Raw genomic sequence first — 21,443 nt, forward strand, 5'->3', positions numbered from 1 at the left:
TTTGCGATTGTGTCGCGGTTACTGATCCGGGTTTCCTCAGGCGCTTTTGGCGATGAAATGACCCGGATTGATTTCCTCATGGGAAAGGATGGCCGGCTCGTCGCCGACGCGACGGACGGGATTGGGAATTTCGCCCTCGATCAGCGCCGTGTTGCGCGGTGCCGTCGGATCGGCAACCGGAACGGCGGAGAGAAGGCGACGGGTATAGTCATGGCTCGGGTTTTCGAAGACTTGGGCACGCGAGCCCATTTCCATGATCTGGCCGAGATAAAGCACGGCGACGCGGTGGCTCATCTTTTCGACAACCGCCATGTCATGGCTGATGAACAGGTAAGCCAGACCGCGCTCTGCCTGCAGGTCCATGAACAGGTTGATGATCTGCGCCTGAATGGAGACGTCAAGCGCCGACAGCGCCTCGTCGGCGATGATCAGTTTTGGGTCGGAAGCAAGTGCGCGAGCAATGCAGACACGCTGGCGCTGGCCGCCGGAAAACTCGTGGGGATAACGCGAGGCAACCGAAGACGGCAGGCCGACGCGTTCCAGCAGTTCATCGACGCGGCGCTTGACGGCCTTGCTGTCATTGATCAGGCCGTGGGTGTTGATCGGTTCGGCAATGGAGAAGCCGACCGTCTTTCGCGGATCGAGCGAAGCAAACGGGTCCTGGAAGATGTACTGGACTTCCTGGCGCATGCGAAAACGCTCGGCCGCCGACATGGACGAATAGGTACGGCCGTTAAAGGCGATCTCGCCGCCCATGGACGACTGCAGCTGCTGGATGGTGCGGCCGATGGTGGATTTGCCAGAACCGGACTCCCCCACCAGCGCCAGCGTTTCACCGGGATGAATGTCGAAACTGACATTCTGCACGGCGCTCAGGCGATGCGTGGTCTTGCCGAACAAGGTCTTCCTGATGTCGAAGCGGACCATCAGGTCTTTCACCGAAAGAAGCGGCTGTTCGTCGTATTTGGCGGTGTTCTGCACACGCTCCTCCCCGACCACGGTCGGTTCGCCATCCTGAAGAACGGTCAGCGGCATGCGCTTGGGGAACTCTTCGCCGGCCATGCTACCGAGTTTCGGCACGGCGGACAAAAGCGTGCGGGTGTAGGGGTGTTGCGGGTTGGCGAAAATCTCGTTGACCGAGCCTTCCTCGACCTTCTTGCCCTTCCACATGACGACGACATGGTCGGCCATTTCAGCGACCACGCCCATGTCATGGGTGATGAACACCATGCCCATGCCGAGCGTCTTCTGAAGGTCGCGCATGATGTTCAGAATCTGTGCCTGAATGGTGACGTCGAGTGCCGTCGTCGGTTCGTCGGCAATCAGCAGCTTTGGGCGGCAGGCGAGCGCCATGGCGATCATCACACGCTGGCGCATGCCGCCGGAAAGCTGATGCGGGAAACGATGCAGAAGCTGGCCTGCGTCAGGCAGACGCACCATCGACAGCAGGCGTTCGGCCTCTGTCATGGCGGCGGATTTTCCGAGCTTTTCGTGCAGCATCAGCACTTCGCAGATCTGGTCACCGATGGTGAAGACCGGGTTGAGCGAGGTCATCGGCTCCTGGAAGATCATGGCGATCTCCTTGCCGCGGATTGACCGCATCTCCTTTTGGCTGGCCTTCAGCAGGTCGCGGTCACCGAACATGATGCGGCCGGTCGCGTATTTCGCGCCCATCATGTCGGCAAGACGCATCGTCGACAGCGAGGTGACCGATTTGCCGGAGCCGGATTCTCCAACCACCGCCACCGTTTTGCCAGCTTCGACCGTAAACGACAGGTCGTCGACAACGCGGCTGGAACCGAATTCGACGCTCAGATTTTCGACCGACAGAAGCGGTTTGTTGTTTGCGCTCATGTCCGTGTCTCCGGCTTGGTCTGTTCGGTCGTTGAGTTCTTGCCGCTATCGATGCGGGCGATGACGGCACCTGCTGTCTGTGATGAACCGGCTTCAGCTACGATGGTAATGGCGCCGGAAACCGGTGCGGTGACCGCCGTCTCCATCTTCATCACGTCCATCATTGCCAGAACTTCACCTTTTTCTACAAGTGCGCCATCGGAAACATTCCAGTGAACGAGAAGGCCGGGAACGGGCGCGGTGACTGCGCCTGCATCGTTCCCTTCGCTCTTTTTGTCACTGCCTGGGACCGATGAAAGCGGCCCGAGCAGCCGCAAGAATGCATCCGGAATGCCGATTTCCACGCGCTTGCCGTCGATTTCGACATGGCCGCGCAGGAGGCCGGCGTTTGCTGCCGGGGCAGGGCGGCTGGCGGCCTCCAGCGTTTCGGCGAAATCGGTTTCGATCCAGCGAGTATGGACGCGAAAATCCCTGGCGAAATCGTCATGTGCGATGACGGCGCGATGGAAGGGTAGAACCGACGGCACGCCTTCGATCGCAAATTCGTTGAGCGCGCGGCGGGCGCGGGCAATCGCCTGTTCGCGGGTAGTACCCCAGACGATCAGCTTGGCTGACAGCGAGTCAAACATCGGCGGAATGGTCGAGCCGGAAACGACGCCCGAATCCAGGCGTACACCAGGGCCGGAAGGAGCGGCGAATTTGGAGATGTCGCCGGCGGAGGGCAAAAAGCCACGACCGGGATCTTCCATGTTGATGCGGAACTCGATGGCGTGTCCACGCGGCTCCGGCATTTCCGTCACGCTGACGGGCAAACCTTCGGCGATGCGGAACTGTTCGATGACGAGATCGAGACCGGTCGTCTCTTCCGTCACCGGATGTTCCACCTGCAGGCGGGTGTTGACCTCAAGGAAGGAGATCACGCCATCGGCGCTGAGCAGGAATTCCACCGTGCCGGCGCCGGTGTAACCGGCTTCCGCGCAGATATCGCGCGCAGCGGCATGGATTTTCTGGCGCTGTTCATCGGAGAGGAAAGGCGCAGGTGCTTCCTCGACAAGTTTCTGGTTGCGACGCTGCAACGAGCAATCGCGAGTCCCCACCACCAGAACATTGCCGAGACGGTCCGCCAGCACCTGCGCCTCGATATGCCGCGGGCGGTCGAGAAACTGCTCGACATAACATTCGCCGCGACCAAAGGCGGCCACCGCTTCGCGCGTGGCCGATGAAAACAGTTCTTCGACCTCACCGAGCTCGCGCGCGATCTTCAAACCGCGACCACCACCACCATGCGCTGCCTTGATGGCGATCGGCAGGCCGAATTTTTTGGCAAAGGCCAGCGCTTCGCCAGGCGAGGAAATCGCGCCATCGGAACCGGCAACCAGTGGCGCGCCAACCTTCTGGGCAATGGCGCGCGCCCTCAGCTTGTCGCCGAGCGCCTCGATGACATCAGGATCGGGGCCGATCCAGGTGAGGCCGGCATCGATGACGGCCTGCGCGAACTCGCTACGTTCCGAAAGAAAACCATAACCGGGATGCACGGCATCGGCGCCGGACCGCTTGGCGATGGCGATCAGCTTGTCGATATCGAGATAGCTGTCCTTGGCGGTCACGCCGTCCAGCGCATAGGCCTCGTCGGCAAGGTCTACGAAAAACGCGTCGGCATCGGCATCGGCATAAACGGCGACCGAGGTCAGGCCGTAATCCTTGCAGGCCCGGATGATCCGCACCGCGATCTCGCCGCGGTTAGCTATCAGAACCTTTTTCATGGGCATTTTCCTGGAATGAAACGGGGCGCGAAACTGGTGATCGCGTTGAAACGGATCTTTGCGCCGACGGGTATCTGGCCGGCGAGATCGAGATGATGGCCGGCGACATTGGCGATGACCGGATAGCCGCCGGTCAGCGGATGATCGGCGAGAAACAACACGGGCTGGCCGCTGGCCGGAACCTGCAGCGCGCCACGCACGGTCGCCTCGCTCGGCAGTTCGCCTTGGTTGGACCGTTCCAATGCTTCGCCGGAGAGGCGGATGCCGACACGGCTGGACTGCGGCGTGACAGACCATTCCTGGCCTAGAAAACTTTCGACGGCGGCCTCGGTAAACCAGTCGGCGCGCGGCCCCATGACCACGTCCAGCATGACAGTTTCGTCGGCGCTTGGCATGGCAAAGGCCGGCTCTTCCGATGAAACGAGTGCGTTGGCCGGTGCGAACCGAATGGCAATGACATCGCCGGCAACAAGTGCGGACGGGCCGATCTGCGCCAGCGTATCAGTTGCGGCGCTGCCGAGAACCGGCACGATATCGAAACCGCCGCGCATGGCGAGATAGGCGCGCATGCCGGCAGCGGGCGCGCCGAGAGACACCACATCGCCGTCATCGAGCGCGACCGCGCTGTGATGAGCGGCGGAAATTTTTGAGCCGTTGGCGCCGGCAATGCTGATCGGTGTGGTGGCGCCTGTCACCGCCATGACGCCTTGTCCGCGCATGCGAAAGCTTAGGCAGCCAAGAGCGATCTCAAGCGCCGGTGTGTTGGCAGGGTTGCCGACAAGACGGTTGGCTGCCTTGAAACCTCCCCGATCCGCGGCCCCGGAAACGCTGATGCCCTGGCTGGCCTGTCCGACACGCCCCAAATCCTGGAATACGACCGGCAGGCCGACGGAGATGATTTCGAGTACCGAAGCGGCTTCTGCCGAACTGGCCGCAACGGGCTTTCCAGCGGCCCTGCTCGACGGCTTGATCTCGTATGCCGTATCTTTTGCCATGTCGCGGAATTTGATGCGGCTGCCCGGCTGCAGAAGCGAAGCGGGCGTGCGGTCGATATCGAACATCGCGAGCGGCGTCGTGCCGATCAACTGCCAGCCGCCGGGGCTGGTTTTCGGATAGATTCCGCTGAATTCGCCGGCGAGACCAACTGCACCGGCAGGAACTTTGGTGCGCGGAGATTTGCGGCGCGGCACGGCCAGGCGCGGATCGCCGCCCGAGAGATAGGCAAAGCCAGGCGCAAAACCCGTGAAGGCCGCGACATAATTGCTCTCGCCATGCAGGCGGATCACGTCTTCGACGCTCATGCCGAGCATGCCGGCGACTTCGCCCAGATCCTCGCCGTCATAACGAACCGGGATTTCGACCAGCGCACCGGATGAGTCCTTGTGTTCGCCACCCGCCAGAGCCGAGACGGCTGCGACCAGTGCCTCGTCGGAAATCGTGTAGGGATCGAAAGAGATCAGAAGCGTACGCGCCGCCGGAATGATTTCGGTGACGCCCTCGACCGGATTGTTTTCCAGCGCCTCGAACAGTGCTAGCGCCTCGCCGAGATCGGCCAGTTCCACGAGAATGCTGTCACCGCGCACTGGCAGGATGCGCATCGACGTGTCTCGGGAGGAGGTGAGGGCGACGGACTGCATGATGGTTCAGGCAGCCGCGGTAAAGGATCGGATGGTGAGACCGGACTGCTCGAATTTTTCACGCAGGCGCTTGGCCATGGCAACGGCGCCCGGGCTGTCGCCATGTACGCAGATCGATTGCGCGTCGACCTTTGTCAGAGTGCCGTCGATTGCCTCGATCACACCGTCCTTCACCATGCGCACCATGCGCTCGGCAATCAGCTCGGGATCGTGCAGGACGGACCCCTTTTCGCGACGCGATACGAGATTGCCTTCCGGCGTATAGGCGCGGTCGGCAAAGGCTTCCGCAACGACGGCCAGGCCCGTGGCGCGCGCCTGTTCCACAAGCTGCGAGCCAGCAAGCGCCATCAGCACCAGCGACGGATCGATGGCCAGAATGGCATCGATGACATCCTTGGCCTGACGCTTGTCGATGGAGATTGTGTTGTAGAGCGCACCGTGCGGCTTCACATAGGTAACCCGCGTGCCGGCGGCCTTGGCGAGACCCTGCAGGGCGCCGATCTGGTAGATCACGTCGCCGATCAGTTCTTCGCTTGTCGGGTCCATGTTGCGGCGGCCGAAACCGGCAAGGTCACGGTAACCGACATGGGCGCCGATGGCGACGCCGCGCTCGGCTGCTGCTTTCAATGTCTTGAAAATGCCGGCCGGATCGCCCGCGTGGAAACCGCAGGCAACATTGGCGCTGCTGACAACATCGAGCATGGCCGGATCATCGCCCATCTTCCACGCGCCAAAGCTTTCGCCCAGGTCGCTGTTGATATCGATGGTCAGCATGACAGTTCCCCTCCCGTTAGTTGGCCAAAAGCTCACCCAAACGCTAACAAAGACCAGCAATACTGTCCATAGTGTTGAACAATTTTTGCTAATTGCTCTACAAAGCATCAAATGCACTTCTATTGGGCAGCGGCGAACTGTGCAGGGTTTTATTCCGTTATTGGCGCTGCCTGAGCGTCTATTCGCTTGTGGAAACGGCGGGGGCGTTTTACGCGGGAGTGAGGGCATCAATGGCTTGGAGGAAGGAAAACGGCTTGGCTGCGCGCAGACCTATCAAACAAGAGAGTGGAAAATCTGTCGAAGCTGACGGGAAAACGCACCCTCTCTCTCCCCGTGGATCGGACCCGGCGCAGACGCTGGCCGAGACGGTGGCGGCGCGGATCCGGGAGCAGGTGATCTCCGGCCGTCTGACGCCCGGCAGCCATCTCTCTGAACAGATGGTAAGCGACGAATTGCAGGTCTCGCGCAATACGTTGCGGGAAGTGTTCCGCATGCTGACCAAGGAAGGGCTGCTGCGTTACGAGGCCAATCGCGGCGTGTTCGTTTCCACGCCCAGCATGTCGACGATCATCGATATCTATCGCGTTCGCCGCTTCATCGAATGCCCGGCTGTGGCTCAGGCGCATCCCCGCCATCCGGCCGTCGCGCGCATGCGCTCAGCGGTGGAGGAGGCACGCCGATGCCGCCAGGAGCAGGACTGGCTCGGCGTCGGCAGTGCCGACATCGCCTTCCATGCAGCTATCGTGGAACTGTCGGACAGCCCGCGCATGGCGACATTCTATACGCAGATTGCGCTGGAGCTCCGGCTGGTCTTCGGTCTGCTCAAGGATCCGGAGTTCCTGCACGGCCCTTTCATCGACCAGAATCTCGAGATCGTCGCCGCGCTCGAAGCGGGCAATGCCGCAGGTGCTGCGCAGATGCTGGAAGCGTATCTGGTCAGGGCCGAACGTTTCATTCTCGGCGCCTATGCACGGGTCAGTTCCGGCGGCTGAAAGTCGCGCAAATGGCTGACGTTTTACCGGCAATGCGGTAAGAGCAGAAGACGTCCTGTCGACAAGGGGGTTCCTCCATGACCAATTCCCGATCCCAGCAGACGACGGAGCGCAAACGCGGTTCCGGCGTCCGGCTGGTTTACGATCTTTTGCGCGATGAAATCCTCGACCTGAAGCTCGCGCCGGGCAGCGCCATCGACGAAGTGCAACTTGCCGCCCGGTTCGGCATGTCACGTACGCCGATCCGCGAGGCGCTGGTGCGTCTGACGGGCGAGGGCCTGATCGAGACGTTGCCCAATCGCTCGACCATGGTATCGAATATCGATTTTCTCGGAATGCCGGCCTATTTCGACGCGCTTGTGCTGATGTACCGCGTCACCACGCGTCTTGCCGCGCAGCATCACAGGGCGGAAGACCTTGATACGATACGCGCTCACCAGGCCGCGTTCAGTGCCGCCGTGCGCGCGCAGGATGCTTTGGCCATGATTTCCACCAATGCCGCGTTCCATTCGGCAATCGCCGCAAGCGGTCGCAACGCTTATTATGCCAGCTTCTTCGATCGGCTTCTCGATGAGGGACGACGCATGCTGCGGCTGTATTACCAGTCCTATGAGGACCGGCTGCCGACGCGGTTCGTCGATGAACACGAAGAGATCATCGCCGCCATAGCAGCCCGGGATGTCAGTGCCGCCGAACGGCTCGGGAAGGTCCATGGCGAACAGATCGTCGAGCAGATCGGTCGCCTGCTGACGCGGCATGACCGGGTAGACATCGAACTGTAAGGTCATTGTATATTTGTTGTCGACAAGGATGGCAGAAAGCGTATTCTTCGTTTCGAAAGAGGCGGGACAGGTAGCCCGCTGCAAAGAAAGAGGAGTTCCGGGAATGGCCGCAAACATCTTTTCAGGCGTCGTGCCGGCGCTGATGACCCCGTGCAAGGCGGATCGGACACCTGATTTCGACGCGCTGGTGTCGAAGGCGAGGCAGTTGATCGATGCCGGCATGTCGGCCGTCGTCTATTGCGGCTCGATGGGGGACTGGCCGCTCCTGACCGATGCGCAGCGCATGGAAGGCGTCGAGCGCCTGGTCAAGGCCGGCATTCCGGTCATCGTCGGCACCGGCGCCATCAATTCGGCGTCTGCCGTGGCCCTTGCGGCACATGCTCAAAAGGTCGGCGCTCAGGGCCTGATGGTCATTCCGCGCGTTCTTTCGCGCGGTTCGGTCATTTCGGCCCAGAAGGCACATTTCAAGGCCATCCTGTCGGCCGCGCCGGATCTTCCGGCCGTCATCTATAACAGCCCCTATTACGGTTTCGCCACCCGCGCCGATCTCTTCTTTGCACTGCGGGCCGAACACCCGAATCTCGTCGGTTTCAAGGAATTCGGCGGTCCGAACGACATGCGTTATGCTGCCGAAAACATCACCAGCCGCGATGACGATGTGACGCTGATGATCGGCGTGGATACCGCCGTCTATCACGGCTACGTCAATTGCGGGGCAACAGGCGCCATTACCGGTATCGGCAACGTGCTGCCGAAGGAAGTGCTGCATTTGTGCAATCTCTCCATCGCGGCCGCCAAGGGCGATGCGGATGCGCGCATGCGTGCGAAGGAATTGGAAGAGGCGCTCGGTGTGCTCTCTTCCTTCGACGAAGGCCCGGATCTGGTGCTTTATTTCAAGCACATGATGGTACTGAAGGGTGATGCGGAATATGCGCTGAATTTCATCGAGACGGACGTGCTGTCCGATAGCCAGCGCGGTTATGTCGAAACCCAGCTCTCCCTCTTCGACGCCTGGTATGCCGAGTGGAGCAAGCTGCCGGGGGCGGTCCAGACCTGCAAGGCCTGACTTTTTGAGACAAGCCCCCTCCCGGGGGCTTTTCTGATGGGGCAAAGCGAACGGGCGTGCCGCCGCGGCTGCCGGGAGGAAGGGAAAATGGAGAAGTCGGATGTCATCGTGGTCGGCGCAGGCGTCATTGGCCTTTCCATTGCCGTGGCGGCGCAGGCGCGCGGTCTTTCCGTCACGGTGATAGACCGTCAAGGTCCGGCTGCCGGCGCTTCCGCAGGCAATGCCGGTGCCTTCGCCTTCAGCGACATTCTACCGCTCGCTTCCCCCGGTCTTCTCAGGAAGGCGCCGAAATGGCTGCTCGATCCGCTCGGACCGCTCACCATCCCGCCGGCCTATGCGCTTCAGATCGCTCCCTGGATGGTGCGTTTCTGGCGCGCCTGCCAGCCATCCCGCGTGGCCCAATCCACCAACGCACAGACAGCGTTGATGGATCTGTCGAAAGCCGAGCTTGAGCCGTTCCTGTCCGCCACCGGCACGCTTTCCATGCTGCGCAAGGACGGCAATCTGCAGGTCTATGAAAGCGATGCGGAGTTTCGGGCTTCCCTGCCGGGCTGGGCGGCGCGTGAAGAGCATGGCATCGCGTTTCACCATGTCGATGCCGGAGAAATGGCGGCCTTGCAGCCGGGTCTCGCCGCGCGCTTCGTCCGCGGAACGTTCACGCCCGGCTGGTATTCGATCGCCGATCCGAAACTCTACACGCTGGCGCTCGCCGAGCATTTTCGCAGGCTCGGCGGGACGATCGATATCGCCGAAATCACCGCCATTGACCAGGCTCGCGATGGAGCGCAGGTCGTCGCAGCGGATGGGCGCAGACGCGCAGCCGGCAAGGTCGTTGTGGCAACCGGCGCTTTTTCACACCGCATTGCCGCCACGCTTGGCGAACGCATTCCGCTGGAAACCGAGCGCGGTTACAACACCACGCTGCCACCGGGCGCCTTTGATCTTCGCACGCAGGTCACGTTCGGCGGCCATGGATTTGTCGTCACACGGCTGTCGACCGGCATCCGCGTGGGCGGCGCTGTAGAACTCGGCGGGCTTGATCTGCCGCCGAACTACAACCGGTCGCAGGCCATGCTTCAAAAGGCGCAAGCCTTTCTGCCGGGCCTCAAGGTCGACGGCGGCGTTCAGTGGATGGGGTTTCGTCCGTCGCTGCCCGACAGCCTGCCGGCAATCGGTCGGGCCAGGACGGTAACCGACGTGTTTTACGCCTTCGGCCACGGCCATCTCGGCCTCACCCAGTCAGCAGGAACGGCGCGGATCGTCGCGGACATGCTGACGGATCAGCCAGCAGCGATCGATCTCGCCGCCTTTTTGCCGCAACGCTTCGGCTGATCGGTCAGCCAAACGGCCTTTCGATCGAATGCGCGGGTTCGGTGAAAAAGACCGGGCCGGTCTCCGACATGTAGATGATATCTTCCAGGCGCACGCCGCATTCGCCGTAGACGCACAGCATCGGCTCGTCGGAAAACACCATGCCTGGCTGCAATAGGGTCCTGTTGCCGCGCACGATATACGGGTCCTCGTGCAGGTCCATGCCCAGGCCGTGCCCAGTGCGGTGCGGCAGGCCGGGGACCTGGTAATCCGGCCCATAGCCGGCCTGCGTCAGCACGTTTCGCGCAGCCGCATCGACATCCTCGCAGGCCGAGCCGATCTGGGCTGCCTCAAAGCCCGCCCGATGCGCCTTTTTCTCCAGATCCCAGAGCTCACGCTGACGCTCGGTCGGTGTGCCGAAAATGTAGGTGCGGGTAATGTCCGAATTGTAGCGATGGATTTGGCCGCCGAGATCGATCAGCACCATGTCGTTCCGCTTCAGAGTCTGGGCATAGGGCACGCCATGCGGATAGGCGGTCGCTTCGCCGAACTGGGCGGCGGCAAAAACGTGTCGCATGCCGAGCCTGGCGTGGGCAGCGGCAATGAAATCGGTGATCTCGGTTGTCGACATGCCCTCGTAAAGGCCTTCCCACACCGCCTTGTGGACCCTGAGGCTCGCCGTCATCGCCTTCTGAATGATGGCGATTTCGGTCGCCGACTTGATCTGCCGACAGGCGGCGATCAAGGCCTTCGCGCTGATCACTGCCAGACGCGAGCCGATATGGGTAGCGATCGGTGCGGAAAAGGCAAAGGGCGTGGCCGGATCGAAGGCGAGCGTCCTGCCGGCCGCATCGAGATCGCAGATGAGTTCGGCAACGAGAAGGGCCGGGTCTTCGTGCTCTTCCCATGTCGCGATCGCGCCACGGATCCTGACCAGCGTCACCGTCTTCGGCTCCTCGAAGGCGGGGCTGATATAGACCGGTGCGCCTGAAGAGGGAATGATCGCGCCGTGCAGGCGTTCGCTGGCGCCGAGCGTCATGCCGGTGAAGTAGGTCAGGCTGGTCGAGGTATCGAGATAGACCGCCTTCACATCGCCTTCGCGCATCAGCGCCTGCAGTTTCGCGATGCGCGCCCCAAGTTCCTCCGTTGAAATCGGGGCGACATCGGCCGCGATGTTTTCAAATTCGGAAAGCGATTGTTCAAAGGACTTGTAGACGGGGGCGCTCATGCGGGGGCTCTGCCTGAAGAAAATAGTTTCGGGGAGGCCGGGCCGGGCCCGGATCGTTTTCACCTAGCGCGGTTCGGCGTCGAATGGAACCGTTTCCGCCGGCTGCGAGCTTCTATGGCCGGCCGCCGCTCATTCTCCGGCCACGCTTGCGGCCGGGAGTTGCTCGACATTGCGTGGGGAGGCTGCCTGGATTGCTGTCAGCGCGATGGTGAAGACGATATCGTCCACCAGCGCGCCGCGCGAAAGGTCGTTGACCGGCTTGCGCAATCCCTGCAGCATCGGCCCGACGGAGACCACGTCGGCCGAGCGTTGCACGGCCTTGTATGTGGTATTTCCGGTATTGAGGTCCGGAAAGACGAACACATTGGCGCGGCCGGCGACCGGGCTTTCCGGTGCCTTCGAGCGACCGACGCTTTCCACGCTTGCGGCATCATACTGGATCGGGCCGTCGATCAGCAGATCCGGCTTCTTTTCGCGCGCAATGCGCGTGGCCTCGCGCACCTTGTCCACGTCGCCGCCCGTGCCGGACATGCCGGTCGAATAGGAAATCATCGCGACGCGCGGATCGATGCCGAAGGCGCGTGCCGTGTCGGAGGATTGCAGGGCAATCTCGGCCAACTGTTCGGCCGTCGGGTTGGGGTTGATTGCGCAGTCGCCATAGACCAGGACCTGGTCCGGCATCAGCATGAAGAACACCGATGAGACGATGCTCTGACCCGGCTCGGTCTTGATCAGCTGCAGGGCGGGACGAACCGTGCTGGCGGTGGTGTGAACGGCACCCGACACCAGGCCATCGACTTCGCCGACCGCCAGCATCATCGTGCCGAGCACGACCGTGTCCTCAAGCTGTGCCAGGGCCTGCGGCGGCGACATGCCCTTGGATTTGCGCAGCGCCACCATGGCATCTACGTAGTTTGCGCGCACCGCGACCGGATCGAGAATTTCGAGATCGTCCGGCAGGTCCAGTTTCTGGGCCTTGGCGAGCGCATGAATCGTTTCGGGGTTGCCGAGCAGCACGCAGCGGGCGATGCGCTTGCGGTGGCAGATAACGGCGGCCTGCAGCGTCCGGGGCTCTTCGCCCTCGGGCAGCACGATGCGCTTGTTGGCACGGCGCGAGAACTCGATCAGCTGGTTGCGGAAACGCGGCGGCGATAGGCGCGCTTCGGCCGGTGTGCCGATCCTCGAGCGCAGCGATGCGGTATCGATATGTTCGGCCATGAATTCTATGACCTCTTCCATATGCCCGCCATCGTCACGGCTGACATGGTAGCTCAGATGCGACAGCCGGGAGGCCGTGGCATAGGTATCGTCCTGCGTCAGGACGATCGGCAGGACCGTCTGGCCCGAAGAGGCGATGAGATCGGCGATCGGCGGAGCAAGCTTTGCGCCGCAGGTCAGGAGGATGCCAGCAATCGGAATGCCGCGTTCGTGGGCAAGCGCGGCTGCAAGCGCCACGTCGCTGCGGTCGCCCGGCATGACGACCAACGTCATCGGCAACAGCCGGTCGATCATGTTTTCGACCGAGCGCGCCACGACGACGATATCGCGCACCCTTACGGCATCGAGGTCCCCGCCCTGGATGACCTCAAGATCGAGCGAGGACACGAGGTCGGAGAGACGCGGCGCATTGAGCCCGGGCTGGTAGGGAATGGCGCCAATGATGTCGCAGGTGCCCATTCCGGCGGCTGCGAGCGCCTCGGCCAGCGCTGGCCGGCTGCCTGCTTCCGGGAGCTTGTTGACCAGCAGTCCGGCGAAGTGGCGGCTCGCTTCTCGCATGTATTGCCGGCGGGCGAGCGTGACGGCATCGGTCAGCCGCTTTGCGTCATTGTCGGTTCCGTTCACGACGGGCACCACGTCCGCTCCGAGGCTGCGGGCAATCTCGACATTCAGGCGCTGGGCGATCTGCAGATCGGCAAGCGGCACCAGTCCTTCGACTACCACCACGTCGTGGTCGGCCCGCACCGCTTCGGTCAGCGTCGCGACCTCTTCCAACAGCAGATCGAGTTCCCCGTTGCGCAAGAGGTCTTCAGCATAGGCGAAGGCGATCGGCTCCGGCGCGTCGGTCAGGCAGAGCGTGCGTGCGAAATGGCTGGAGGTTTCGGCCATGCTTGCCACGGAACCCGGATGATCGCTCACAGTCGGCTGAGCGATCGGCTTAACGAAACCGACTTTCAGTCCGTCGCGCTGCAAGGCACGAACGAAACCGAGCGCCACTGAGGTGAGACCGACATCCTGCGCGAGAGGCGCCAGGAAAATCACGCGTGCCGTCATCAAGCTATCGCCTTTCACGTTTGTCTGCTGCATCCAGCAGCGAACTGCGTTTCGCAAGACCTCGTCCCGTTTCAGTCGAGGCCGGTATCGCCGTTTGCCTCAAGCCGGTGGAGTCGGCTGCGACCCGGTCATATGGCGCCGCGCTTCGTTGGCTATCGCCCATTCCTCGTTGGTCGCGATGACGAGCGCCGCCGGTCCGGCGTTTTGGACGCTGACGAGGCCGGTGCGACCGCCAAACATGGCAGCGTTGGCTGCCTGGTCGCAAACGATGCCGAGCACGCCTAGCCGGTCGATTGTCCTTTCGCGGACCAGCGGCGAGTTCTCGCCGATCCCGCCGGTAAACACGACCGCGTCGAGACGGCGCAGCGACGTGGCAAGGCCGCCGATATAGCGGGCAAGGCGATGAACCATGACATCCATCGCCAGATTGGCGCCGTCATGCCCCTCGGCCGCCGCGCTTTCCAACGTGCGGCAATCGTTGGACAGACCGGACAGGCCAAGCAGCCCGCTCTCGCGGTTCAGCAGTGAGTCGAGGTCGTCGATCGACAAACCGTTGCGGCGGGAAAGATGAAAAAGCGCACCGGGATCGATATCGCCGGACCGCGTACCCATGACCAGACCCTCGAGCGGCGTCAGCCCCATCGACGTGTCGACGCTCTTGCCGTTCAGAACGGCCGTGGCCGACGAACCATTGCCGAGATGTGCGATGACGAGACCGTGATCTTCGGCATCGAGGCCGAGGAGTTCCACGGCTTCCCTCGCCACGAAACCGTGGCTGGTGCCATGAAAACCGTATCGGCGCACCCCGGCGTCACGATAGGCGCGCGGGATCGCATAGCTGTGCGCCGCCCTCGGAATCGTCGTGTGAAAGGAGGTATCGAAAACCGCCACATGCGGCACCCAGCCCAGCACCTCCATGGCGACCCGGACACCCAGCACGTTGGCGGGATTGTGTAGCGGCGCAAGATAGGAAAGGGCCTCGACTTCGGTCAGCAGGTCCATATCGAGGCGGGTCGCATCCAGAAAGCGCTCGCCACCGTGCACGATGCGATGGCCGACCGCCCCGATGGCATCGAGCAGGTGACGATCCTGCAATTCCGCCATCAGCCGTCGCAACGCCGCACCATGGCCGCCGCCATCGAGTGCGACAATCGTCTTGCCGCCATGGTCCTTGAGGATCAGCCGGCTATCGGTCTGACCGAGGTTTTCGGCGAGACCCGAAAGCAGCGCACTGCGCGCCGTTCCTGCAAACAGGCTGAATTTCAGCGAGGAACTGCCGCAATTGATCACCAGAACATGTTGACGGGTTTCGGCCATGAGGAAATTACCTTTTGAAACAGCTTTTTTGAACCAGCAGTAAAGGCGAGGCGATACGAAAGGATGAATGTCGGGTTTTCGCAGATTTTTCAAGCGTCACTCACTCGACAGGCAGGCATGACGTTTTCGTTTCGCAACCTGCCGCGGTGGCTGGCGATGGCGATAGGAGGGCGATTTCGCTTGGCTGGTGTTGCAAAGGCGGTCTGAAACTATTCCGTTTTTGTTGTGCCCGTCGGCTCGGCACTGGAGTAGGGTTTTGCCAAATCGAGGAGCGGAACCCTTCCATGAACAGCGAAAGACGCGAGCGCCTGCGTGCGCTCGGCATTTCCGTCGGCCATTATCCGACCGGGGCGCTGAACGCGATCACCGATGTCGCGGGTGTCGCCGTCGGGCATGTGACCTGTGTCGAGGGCGAGCGCACCCGCACGGGTGCCACGGCAATTCTGCCGCACCCGGGCAATCTGTTCCAGGATAAGGTACCTGCCGCACTCGCCGTCTTCAACGGCTTCGGCAAATTTGCCGGCGCGACCCAGATTGCGGAACTCGGCGAGATCGAGACCCCGATCCTGTTGACCAATACGCTCGCGGTGGGCCGCGCGATCGAGGCGATCAATCGCTATACGCTGGCGCTTTCCGGCAACGAGCGCGTGGTTTCGCTCAACGCTGTGGTCGGTGAGACAAACGACTCGCGCCTCAACGATATTCGTTCCGCGCGTCCCACTGTGGATGAAATGTTGCGGGCTTTGTCTGCCGCTAAAACGGGTCCGGTGGAAGAAGGCGCGGTCGGTGCCGGCACGGGCACGGTCGCATTCGGCCTCAAGGGCGGGATCGGTACGAGTTCGCGCATCGTGTCCGTTTCGGGTGCTTCCTATACCGTCGGCGTGCTCGTGCAGTCGAACTATGGCGGCAAGCTGATGGTTGCCGGCCAGCCTTACGAGGCGGACGGCGCGCACGACAAGGACGGTTCGATCGTGATGATCGTCGCGACCGACGCACCGCTTTGCTCTCGTAATCTGAAACGTCTTGCCGAACGCTGTTTCGGCGGTCTGGCGCGCACCGGTGCCGCACTTAGCAACGGTTCGGGCGATTACGCTCTGGCCTTCTCCACGGCCGAAGGGGTTCGTCGCACGCCGGAGCGCCGCCAGGCGGTCGCGAACTATCCGGTTCTTTCCAACGATGCCGTATCGCCGCTGTTCGAGGCCGTCATCGAGGCCTCGGAAGAAGCCATCCTCAATTCGGTGACGATGGCGACGACCACGCATGGCTACAATGCCGGCACCGACAAGCCTTCCACCTACCATGCCATTCCGCTCGACGCGCTGAAGCGTCGCTGAATCTGAAAACTGGAGTTCTTAATGCCTGCCGCAACGCCCCGCATCGTTTATCTGAACGGTGCCTTTCTGCCCGAAAACGAAGCGCGTATCTCGATCTTCGACCGCGGCTTCCTGTTTGGTGACGGCATCTACGAAGTGACGGCGGTGCTCGATGGCAAGCTGATCGACAGCCCGCTGCACATGACGCGTCTGGAGCGCAGCGTGCGCGAGATTGGCGGCCATCTGCCGATTTCGACCGATGAGATCGTCGCCATCGAAAAGCGCCTCGTTGAAGACAACAAGCTGACCGAAGGCGTGATCTATCTGCAATACACGCGCGGCGCCGAAGATCGGAACTTCCTCTATTCGGAAAATCTTGAGCCGACGCTGCTTCTGTTTACGCAGGAAAAGACGCTGGAACACGTTTCGGCTGTCGAAAAGGGCCTGAAGGTCAAGGTCGTGCCAGACCAGCGCTGGGAACGCCGCGACATCAAGACCGTGTGTCTGCTGCCGCAGGTTCTGGCCAAGCGTATCGCCAAGGCCGACGGCTGTGACGAGGCCTGGATGGTTGAAGACGGGTTCGTGACCGAAGGCGCGTCATCGACGGCCTATATCATTACCCATGACGACAAGATCGTCACGCGCGGCAACGGCACGGCCATCCTGCCGGGCTGCACCCGTCTCGCCGTTCTCGAGCTCGCCCGCGAACAGGGGCTGACGATCGAGGAACGGCCGTTCACGCCGGAAGAAGCCATGGCGGCCCGTGAGGCATGCCTTACCAGCGCTTCGAACTTCATCGTTCCGATCACCTTCATCGACGGCAAGCCGGTAGGCGATGGCAAGCCGGGCGTGATGTTTACGCGTCTGCGCCAGCTTTACATGGACAATGCACGTCGCACGGCGGTGTGATCTTTCGAGTTCACCGTGGCGCTCCTTAAAACAATCCCCGTTTGGAGCGCGACGGCACTAGCCGGCGGCCAGCAAAACATCCCAGATTTTTCTGACGATGGGCCGCCGGTTCTCTTTGGAGCGATAAAGGCGGATTTCGACCTCGATATCCCAATCGGGTCCGGCGGCACGCACAAGCCGTCCGTCCGCCAGTTCCGCCCTGACCAGGCTTTCCGGGATCCATGACAATCCCCAGCCGCTCGTCACCATGGCTTTCAGTCCGACCGAATGGCTCCCGACATGGACACGGTTGTCCGGCGGCAAGCGTGTGGCAAGCGTGCCGGCCATCAACTGGCCGAAAAACGACGTCTTCTGGTAGCTGATATGCGCGAAACCGGCCTCCAGCCGGTGCAACGGAACGCCATTCGTGTCGGCAGCGCTCACAGGAATGATGGTTTCGGCACCGAGTGTGCGATGTTCGAACTGCGGATCAAGCAGCATCGGCACATGCAGGTTCTGGTAGGTGAGCAGGAAGTCGGAATCGCCATCGATCAGCGAATTCAGGTTTTCCTCCATGCTGCCGGAGTCGGGCCGCATGTTGGAGACGAGCGGCCCCAGCGTTTGCCGCAAACCGCTCAGCCAGGCGGGGAAAAAGGTGAAGGACAGCGTATGCAGCGCCGTCAACGTGACGGTGCGGGCATCATTGCCCTCCTCATGCTGCAAATTGCGGCGTGCTTGATAGAGGTTCTGGAGGGTTTGCTCGGCGATCGGCACGAAACGTTTGCCGGCGTCGGTAAGGCGTGAAGGATAGGTGGCGCGATCGATCAGGCTGCTGCCGACCCAGGCTTCGAGCTGCCGGATACGGCGGCTGAAGGCCGATTGCGTGACGTTGCGCTCATCCGCCGCCTTGGAAAAATTCAGCGTTTGGGCGAGCGCGAGGAAATCCTCAAGCCATTTGACTTCCACCGCAAACTCCCATGCAAAACCGCCTGCGGTTTCCATTGGTCCGATTGGCGGCAAATAGCAATCAGCTGCCTTTGCTATATTCGATCATTCTTGCACGCGACAGCACCAGTTCAAGACGATTTTCGGCAAGAACGTGCAGGCATACGCGCTTGGTCCACGGACCATCCTTGAGCGTGAACAGGAAGCGGCCATTGCCGAGTGCCTTCAGGGGCATGCGGTGACGAACCGGGCCGATACCCATGACGACGCAATCGCCATCGACCTCGAAATAGGCGCCCTCGTCAGAGAACCAGCGGCCGGAAAGCGAGGCCGGAACACCGGTATCGACCGCTGGCAGAAACCTGCGCGGCGGATGACCGATCTGGCCAACAATCAAATCGCCTTCCATCTTCAGCCGCATCGGTGAGGAAGCGGAGAAGGAGGAGACGTAGCCGTCAGCGTCTTCATAAGCCGTGTCATCGGCATCGAGCCAAGTGACGGTGGACCCCCTGACCTCGATCCAGAAAGGGCCGGTTTCGGTGACGTAGAGCCCCTCGGTCAGGGCCGAAGAGGCGATGGGCAAAGCGAGGTCGAGCAGGCCGGCCATTGCCTCTTGCGCGATCTTGTTGCCGTTGGTGTCCTCGCGGTTGGAAACGACGACGAAACCGCTTTGGGTTTGGCGATCGAGAAGGAAATAGGTCTTGTAGCCGGGATGCGAGCCGCCATGGCCGGTGAAGGTACGACCGCCGAGAAGGGTGCTCCGCAGGCCGAGGCCATAGCCGCTTTCAGAGCCGTCAGCCAAAGCGCGGGGGGCAGCGAGGCGATCGAGAATGCCGGCGAAGTCGCCTGGCCGGGTGAGGAGCGTGCGTGCCCAGTTGGCAAGGCTGGTGGCGCTGCCGGTCATGCTGCCGGAAGCGGAAATGTGCAGGCCGGCGGCGGAAAGCTGCCATTTTTCGCCATCGTGCCAGTAGCCGGGCACGAGACCGGCAACCGCATCGTTCCAGACGTCGGGAGCGTCAAAACTGGCGTTTGCCTCGGCGCCAGCTTTGCGGATGAAATCGCGGAAGAACAGGCCCTTGCGCTCAAGTGCCGTCTCAACGAGACGGTATCCGGTATTGGAATAGGAGACTTCCGTGCCGGCTTCGTAGTTCAGGCGCGTCTGACGAGCGAGAAATTCCATCAGTGGGCCGGCCTTGGTTTCGGTGTAGACCGAAAGGCCGAGCAACGAGAGGCATTCGCGCGTATCCGGCAGGCCGCCGCTCATGTCGAGCGCACGCCCGACGGTGACGCTTGCCATCGGCTCTTGAAGTTCCGGCAGATGCTGCCCGAGCGTGTCGTCGAGGGAAATCGCCTCCGGGTGCGAGAGCACCATGGCACAGAAGGCGTGTTTGGTGACGGAGGCGTAACGCACGACGGTATCGGCGGAGAACGGCGCCATGGTCGACAGGCTCTCGACGCCGCCGGCTTCGGCGAAACGGATGCCGGCCGCATCGAAGCCGATCACCGCGCCGCCGGGCTGGTCATTGCCCCATGCGCCGGTGAACTTTTTGACGGCATTGCGTGCGGCTTCCCAATTGGCTGTGATCGACATTTCGCTTCTCCAATGACGGGTTCTGTCTCCCTCCGTCGTCATCCTCGGGCTTGTCCCGAGGATCCAACCACGTTGAATGCGTGGCGAGGGCTTAGATCCTCGGGTCAAGCCCGAGGATGACGGAGAAGAGGCTTTTATCCTCAGGCCGGTTCTTCCAACTCCACGCTCAGGCTGCGCAATTCGCGCGTATGAGCGTGGGCGATATTGCCGAGCCTCAAATCCTCGGCGGTGACCTGTTCGACCATATGGCCATCGATCATCACGCCGACTTCGGTGCAAAGATGGGCGATGACGCTGAGATTGTGGCTCACCATCACGTAGGTGAGGTTTCGCTCGGCACGCAGGTCGGCCAGAAGGTTTAGGATTTCCGCCTGAACTGAAACGTCGAGCGCCGAGGTCGGTTCATCGAGCAGCAGCACTTCCGGCTCGGCGATCAGAGCGCGGGCAATTGCCACGCGCTGCCGCTGGCCGCCCGAAAGCTGGTGCGGATAGCGGAAACGTGCCGTCTGCGGCAGGGCAACGGCGGACAGCACCCTGGCAATACGGCCGTCGATATCGTCCATGCCATGTACGAGCGGAAGTTCCGACAGGATGCGGTCGATCGTCTGGCGCGGATGCAGCGAACCGTAAGGGTCCTGAAACACCATCTGCACCTTGCGGAAGAAGGCCGGCGGGCGTTTCAGCGGGGCGTCTTCGCCGGAAAAGGCGATGCGGCCCGACCAGTCGTTGTTGAGGCCAGCCATGGCGCGCAGCACGGTGGATTTGCCCGAGCCGCTTTCCCCGACGATGCCGAAGCTCGCGCCGTTCGCAACGTTGAAGGACACGCCCTTGACGACTTCCTTGTCACCGAAGGAGATGCGCAGATTGTCGATCTCGATGGTCATTTCAGCCACTCCGGATCACGGGTCAAGACAGGCAGGCGCTCCTTGAGATGGATTAGCGAAGGCATGCAGTTCAAAAGGCCGCGCGTATAGGGATGCTGCGCGGACAACAATTCGGATGCCTTGAGCTCTTCCATGACATGGCCGGAATACATGACGGCGACGCGGTCGCAGAAATGCGAAACGAGCGGCAAATCATGGCTGATGAGCAGCAGGCCCATGCCGCGTTCCGACACCAGTTCCTCGATCAGGCGCAGGATTTCTGCCTGCACCGTGGCATCGAGCGCCGAAGTCGGCTCGTCGGCGATCAGCAGTTCCGGATCGGGTGCCAGCATCATGGCGATCATGACGCGCTGGCCCATGCCGCCGGAGACTTCGTGCGGGTAAGATGCGGCGACCTTTTTCGGATCGCGGATCTTCACCATTTCCAGAAGGTTGATCGCCGCTTCAAGGGCTGCACGCTTGCTGCCGCCCTTGTGGGTGCGCCAGGCTTCGGCCACCTGGCTGCCGATCGTCTTCACCGGGTTCAACGAATATTTTGGGTCCTGCAGGATGAAACCGGCCCGCTTGCCGCGGATCGTGCGCATCTGCTTTTCCGACGCCGACTGGATGTCGATGCCGTCGAATTCCAGCTTGTCGGCCTGAACTCGCGCTTGTTTGGGCAGGAGCTTCATCAGGGCGCGGGCGGTGAGGCTCTTGCCCGAACCGCTTTCGCCGACAATGCCGAGCTTTTCGGTGCCGAGCTTCATCGACACGCCCTTGACGGCGGGTGTGAAGCCGATGCGGCTTTCAAAGCCGATATGAAGGTTGTTGATTTCGACCAGCATCCG

17 protein-coding genes are annotated in these 21,443 nt (G+C 61.9%); 6 read left to right on the forward strand and 11 right to left on the reverse strand.

The features are described 5' to 3' along the window. Positions 1 to 36: 36 nt before the first annotated feature. Genes ACQKKX_RS06135 through ACQKKX_RS06150 form a run of 4 tightly spaced genes read right to left on the reverse strand, consistent with a single transcriptional unit; the run spans position 37 to position 6,028 of the window. On the reverse strand, positions 37 to 1,854 hold the full coding sequence (locus tag ACQKKX_RS06135) for an ABC transporter ATP-binding protein (protein ID WP_427569598.1): 1,818 nt from the start codon (positions 1,852 to 1,854) through the stop codon (positions 37 to 39). Further along, complete coding sequence (locus ACQKKX_RS06140; RefSeq protein WP_427569599.1) at positions 1,851 to 3,617, reverse strand: acetyl/propionyl/methylcrotonyl-CoA carboxylase subunit alpha; 1,767 nt, start codon at positions 3,615 to 3,617, stop codon at positions 1,851 to 1,853. The genes ACQKKX_RS06135 and ACQKKX_RS06140 overlap by 4 nt, the downstream gene beginning before the upstream one ends. Continuing rightward, positions 3,614 to 5,215, reverse strand: coding sequence for a 5-oxoprolinase subunit PxpB (gene pxpB / locus ACQKKX_RS06145; RefSeq protein ID WP_427570101.1), 1,602 nt, complete (start codon positions 5,213 to 5,215; stop codon positions 3,614 to 3,616). Before pxpB ends, ACQKKX_RS06140 begins: the two co-directional genes overlap by 4 nt. A gap of 45 nt (positions 5,216 to 5,260) precedes the next feature. Then, complete coding sequence (locus ACQKKX_RS06150; protein WP_427569600.1) at positions 5,261 to 6,028, reverse strand: LamB/YcsF family protein; 768 nt, start codon at positions 6,026 to 6,028, stop codon at positions 5,261 to 5,263. A 122-nt stretch (positions 6,029 to 6,150) separates the two neighbouring features. On the opposite strand from ACQKKX_RS06150, the gene ACQKKX_RS06155 reads away from it, so the two are divergent. From ACQKKX_RS06155 to ACQKKX_RS06170, 4 genes are all read left to right on the forward strand, one after another. Further along, positions 6,151 to 7,020 (forward strand): GntR family transcriptional regulator, encoded by an 870-nt coding sequence (locus tag ACQKKX_RS06155; protein WP_427569601.1) that lies wholly within the window; start codon positions 6,151 to 6,153, stop codon positions 7,018 to 7,020. Between the two features lie 77 nt (positions 7,021 to 7,097). Further along, on the forward strand, positions 7,098 to 7,802 hold the full coding sequence (locus ACQKKX_RS06160; protein ID WP_427569602.1) for a GntR family transcriptional regulator: 705 nt from the start codon (positions 7,098 to 7,100) through the stop codon (positions 7,800 to 7,802). Between the two features lie 103 nt (positions 7,803 to 7,905). Continuing rightward, a complete protein-coding gene (locus tag ACQKKX_RS06165; RefSeq protein WP_427569603.1) occupies positions 7,906 to 8,868 on the forward strand; it encodes a dihydrodipicolinate synthase family protein in 963 nt (320 codons plus the stop codon). Positions 8,869 to 8,955: 87 nt separating this feature from the next. Beyond that, complete coding sequence (locus tag ACQKKX_RS06170) at positions 8,956 to 10,200, forward strand: NAD(P)/FAD-dependent oxidoreductase (protein ID WP_427569604.1); 1,245 nt, start codon at positions 8,956 to 8,958, stop codon at positions 10,198 to 10,200. Positions 10,201 to 10,204: 4 nt separating this feature from the next. Here the strand turns inward: ACQKKX_RS06170 and ACQKKX_RS06175 are convergent, their stop codons facing one another. The 3 genes from ACQKKX_RS06175 to ACQKKX_RS06185 form a co-directional block, all read right to left on the reverse strand. Beyond that, positions 10,205 to 11,407: a M24 family metallopeptidase gene (locus ACQKKX_RS06175; RefSeq protein WP_427569605.1), complete on the reverse strand. Its 1,203-nt coding sequence runs from the start codon at positions 11,405 to 11,407 to the stop codon at positions 10,205 to 10,207. Positions 11,408 to 11,536: 129 nt separating this feature from the next. Then, positions 11,537 to 13,678 (reverse strand): phosphate acetyltransferase, encoded by a 2,142-nt coding sequence (gene pta, locus ACQKKX_RS06180; protein ID WP_427569606.1) that lies wholly within the window; start codon positions 13,676 to 13,678, stop codon positions 11,537 to 11,539. 99 nt (positions 13,679 to 13,777) lie between these two features. Continuing rightward, positions 13,778 to 14,995, reverse strand: a complete 1,218-nt coding sequence (locus tag ACQKKX_RS06185; protein WP_427569607.1) for an acetate/propionate family kinase — start codon at positions 14,993 to 14,995, stop codon at positions 13,778 to 13,780. Positions 14,996 to 15,279: 284 nt separating this feature from the next. Between ACQKKX_RS06185 and ACQKKX_RS06190 the strand changes: the two genes are divergently transcribed. Both ACQKKX_RS06190 and ACQKKX_RS06195 read left to right on the forward strand, forming a co-directional pair. After that, complete coding sequence (locus ACQKKX_RS06190; protein ID WP_427569608.1) at positions 15,280 to 16,329, forward strand: P1 family peptidase; 1,050 nt, start codon at positions 15,280 to 15,282, stop codon at positions 16,327 to 16,329. A 21-nt stretch (positions 16,330 to 16,350) separates the two neighbouring features. Then, the gene (locus ACQKKX_RS06195) at positions 16,351 to 17,217 is read left to right on the forward strand and encodes a D-amino-acid transaminase (RefSeq protein ID WP_427569609.1); all 867 of its coding nucleotides are present in this window, start codon (positions 16,351 to 16,353) and stop codon (positions 17,215 to 17,217) included. Between the two features lie 57 nt (positions 17,218 to 17,274). On the opposite strand, the gene ACQKKX_RS06200 is transcribed toward ACQKKX_RS06195, so the two are convergent. The 4 genes from ACQKKX_RS06200 to ACQKKX_RS06215 all read right to left on the reverse strand — a co-directional run bounded on the left by ACQKKX_RS06200 (position 17,275) and on the right by ACQKKX_RS06215 (position 21,440). Then, complete coding sequence (locus ACQKKX_RS06200; RefSeq protein ID WP_427569610.1) at positions 17,275 to 18,198, reverse strand: LysR family transcriptional regulator; 924 nt, start codon at positions 18,196 to 18,198, stop codon at positions 17,275 to 17,277. Positions 18,199 to 18,223: 25 nt separating this feature from the next. Next, entirely contained in the window at positions 18,224 to 19,732 is a 1,509-nt protein-coding gene (locus ACQKKX_RS06205) for a serine hydrolase domain-containing protein (RefSeq protein WP_427569611.1), read from the reverse strand. 140 nt (positions 19,733 to 19,872) lie between these two features. Continuing rightward, positions 19,873 to 20,616, reverse strand: coding sequence for an ABC transporter ATP-binding protein (locus ACQKKX_RS06210; protein ID WP_427569612.1), 744 nt, complete (start codon positions 20,614 to 20,616; stop codon positions 19,873 to 19,875). After that, positions 20,613 to 21,440 (reverse strand): ABC transporter ATP-binding protein, encoded by an 828-nt coding sequence (locus ACQKKX_RS06215; RefSeq protein WP_427569613.1) that lies wholly within the window; start codon positions 21,438 to 21,440, stop codon positions 20,613 to 20,615. Before ACQKKX_RS06215 ends, ACQKKX_RS06210 begins: the two co-directional genes overlap by 4 nt. Positions 21,441 to 21,443 lie beyond the last annotated feature (3 nt).

This window comes from Neorhizobium sp. NPDC001467 (assembly GCF_050275975.1).
Lineage (GTDB): Bacteria > Pseudomonadota > Alphaproteobacteria > Rhizobiales > Rhizobiaceae > Neorhizobium.

Bases quoted from the DNA above. Each gene is read 5' to 3' on its own strand.
- ACQKKX_RS06150 (WP_427569600.1), bottom strand. From the start codon at position 6,028: ATGCTGACCATCGATATCAACAGCGACCTGGGCGAAAGCTTTGGCGCG.
- ACQKKX_RS06170 (WP_427569604.1), top strand. From the start codon at position 8,956: ATGGAGAAGTCGGATGTCATCGTGGTCGGCGCAGGCGTCATTGGCCTT.
- ACQKKX_RS06205 (WP_427569611.1), bottom strand. From the start codon at position 19,732: ATGTCGATCACAGCCAATTGGGAAGCCGCACGCAATGCCGTCAAAAAG.
- ACQKKX_RS06200 (WP_427569610.1), bottom strand. From the start codon at position 18,198: ATGGAAACCGCAGGCGGTTTTGCATGGGAGTTTGCGGTGGAAGTCAAA.
- ACQKKX_RS06210 (WP_427569612.1), bottom strand. From the start codon at position 20,616: ATGACCATCGAGATCGACAATCTGCGCATCTCCTTCGGTGACAAGGAA.
- ACQKKX_RS06165 (WP_427569603.1), top strand. From the start codon at position 7,906: ATGGCCGCAAACATCTTTTCAGGCGTCGTGCCGGCGCTGATGACCCCG.
- ACQKKX_RS06135 (WP_427569598.1), bottom strand. From the start codon at position 1,854: ATGAGCGCAAACAACAAACCGCTTCTGTCGGTCGAAAATCTGAGCGTC.
- pta (WP_427569606.1), bottom strand. From the start codon at position 13,678: ATGACGGCACGCGTGATTTTCCTGGCGCCTCTCGCGCAGGATGTCGGT.
- ACQKKX_RS06190 (WP_427569608.1), top strand. From the start codon at position 15,280: ATGAACAGCGAAAGACGCGAGCGCCTGCGTGCGCTCGGCATTTCCGTC.
- ACQKKX_RS06175 (WP_427569605.1), bottom strand. From the start codon at position 11,407: ATGAGCGCCCCCGTCTACAAGTCCTTTGAACAATCGCTTTCCGAATTT.
- ACQKKX_RS06195 (WP_427569609.1), top strand. From the start codon at position 16,351: ATGCCTGCCGCAACGCCCCGCATCGTTTATCTGAACGGTGCCTTTCTG.
- pxpB (WP_427570101.1), bottom strand. From the start codon at position 5,215: ATGCGCATCCTGCCAGTGCGCGGTGACAGCATTCTCGTGGAACTGGCC.
- ACQKKX_RS06185 (WP_427569607.1), bottom strand. From the start codon at position 14,995: ATGGCCGAAACCCGTCAACATGTTCTGGTGATCAATTGCGGCAGTTCC.
- ACQKKX_RS06140 (WP_427569599.1), bottom strand. From the start codon at position 3,617: ATGAAAAAGGTTCTGATAGCTAACCGCGGCGAGATCGCGGTGCGGATC.
- ACQKKX_RS06215 (WP_427569613.1), bottom strand. From the start codon at position 21,440: ATGCTGGTCGAAATCAACAACCTTCATATCGGCTTTGAAAGCCGCATC.
- ACQKKX_RS06160 (WP_427569602.1), top strand. From the start codon at position 7,098: ATGACCAATTCCCGATCCCAGCAGACGACGGAGCGCAAACGCGGTTCC.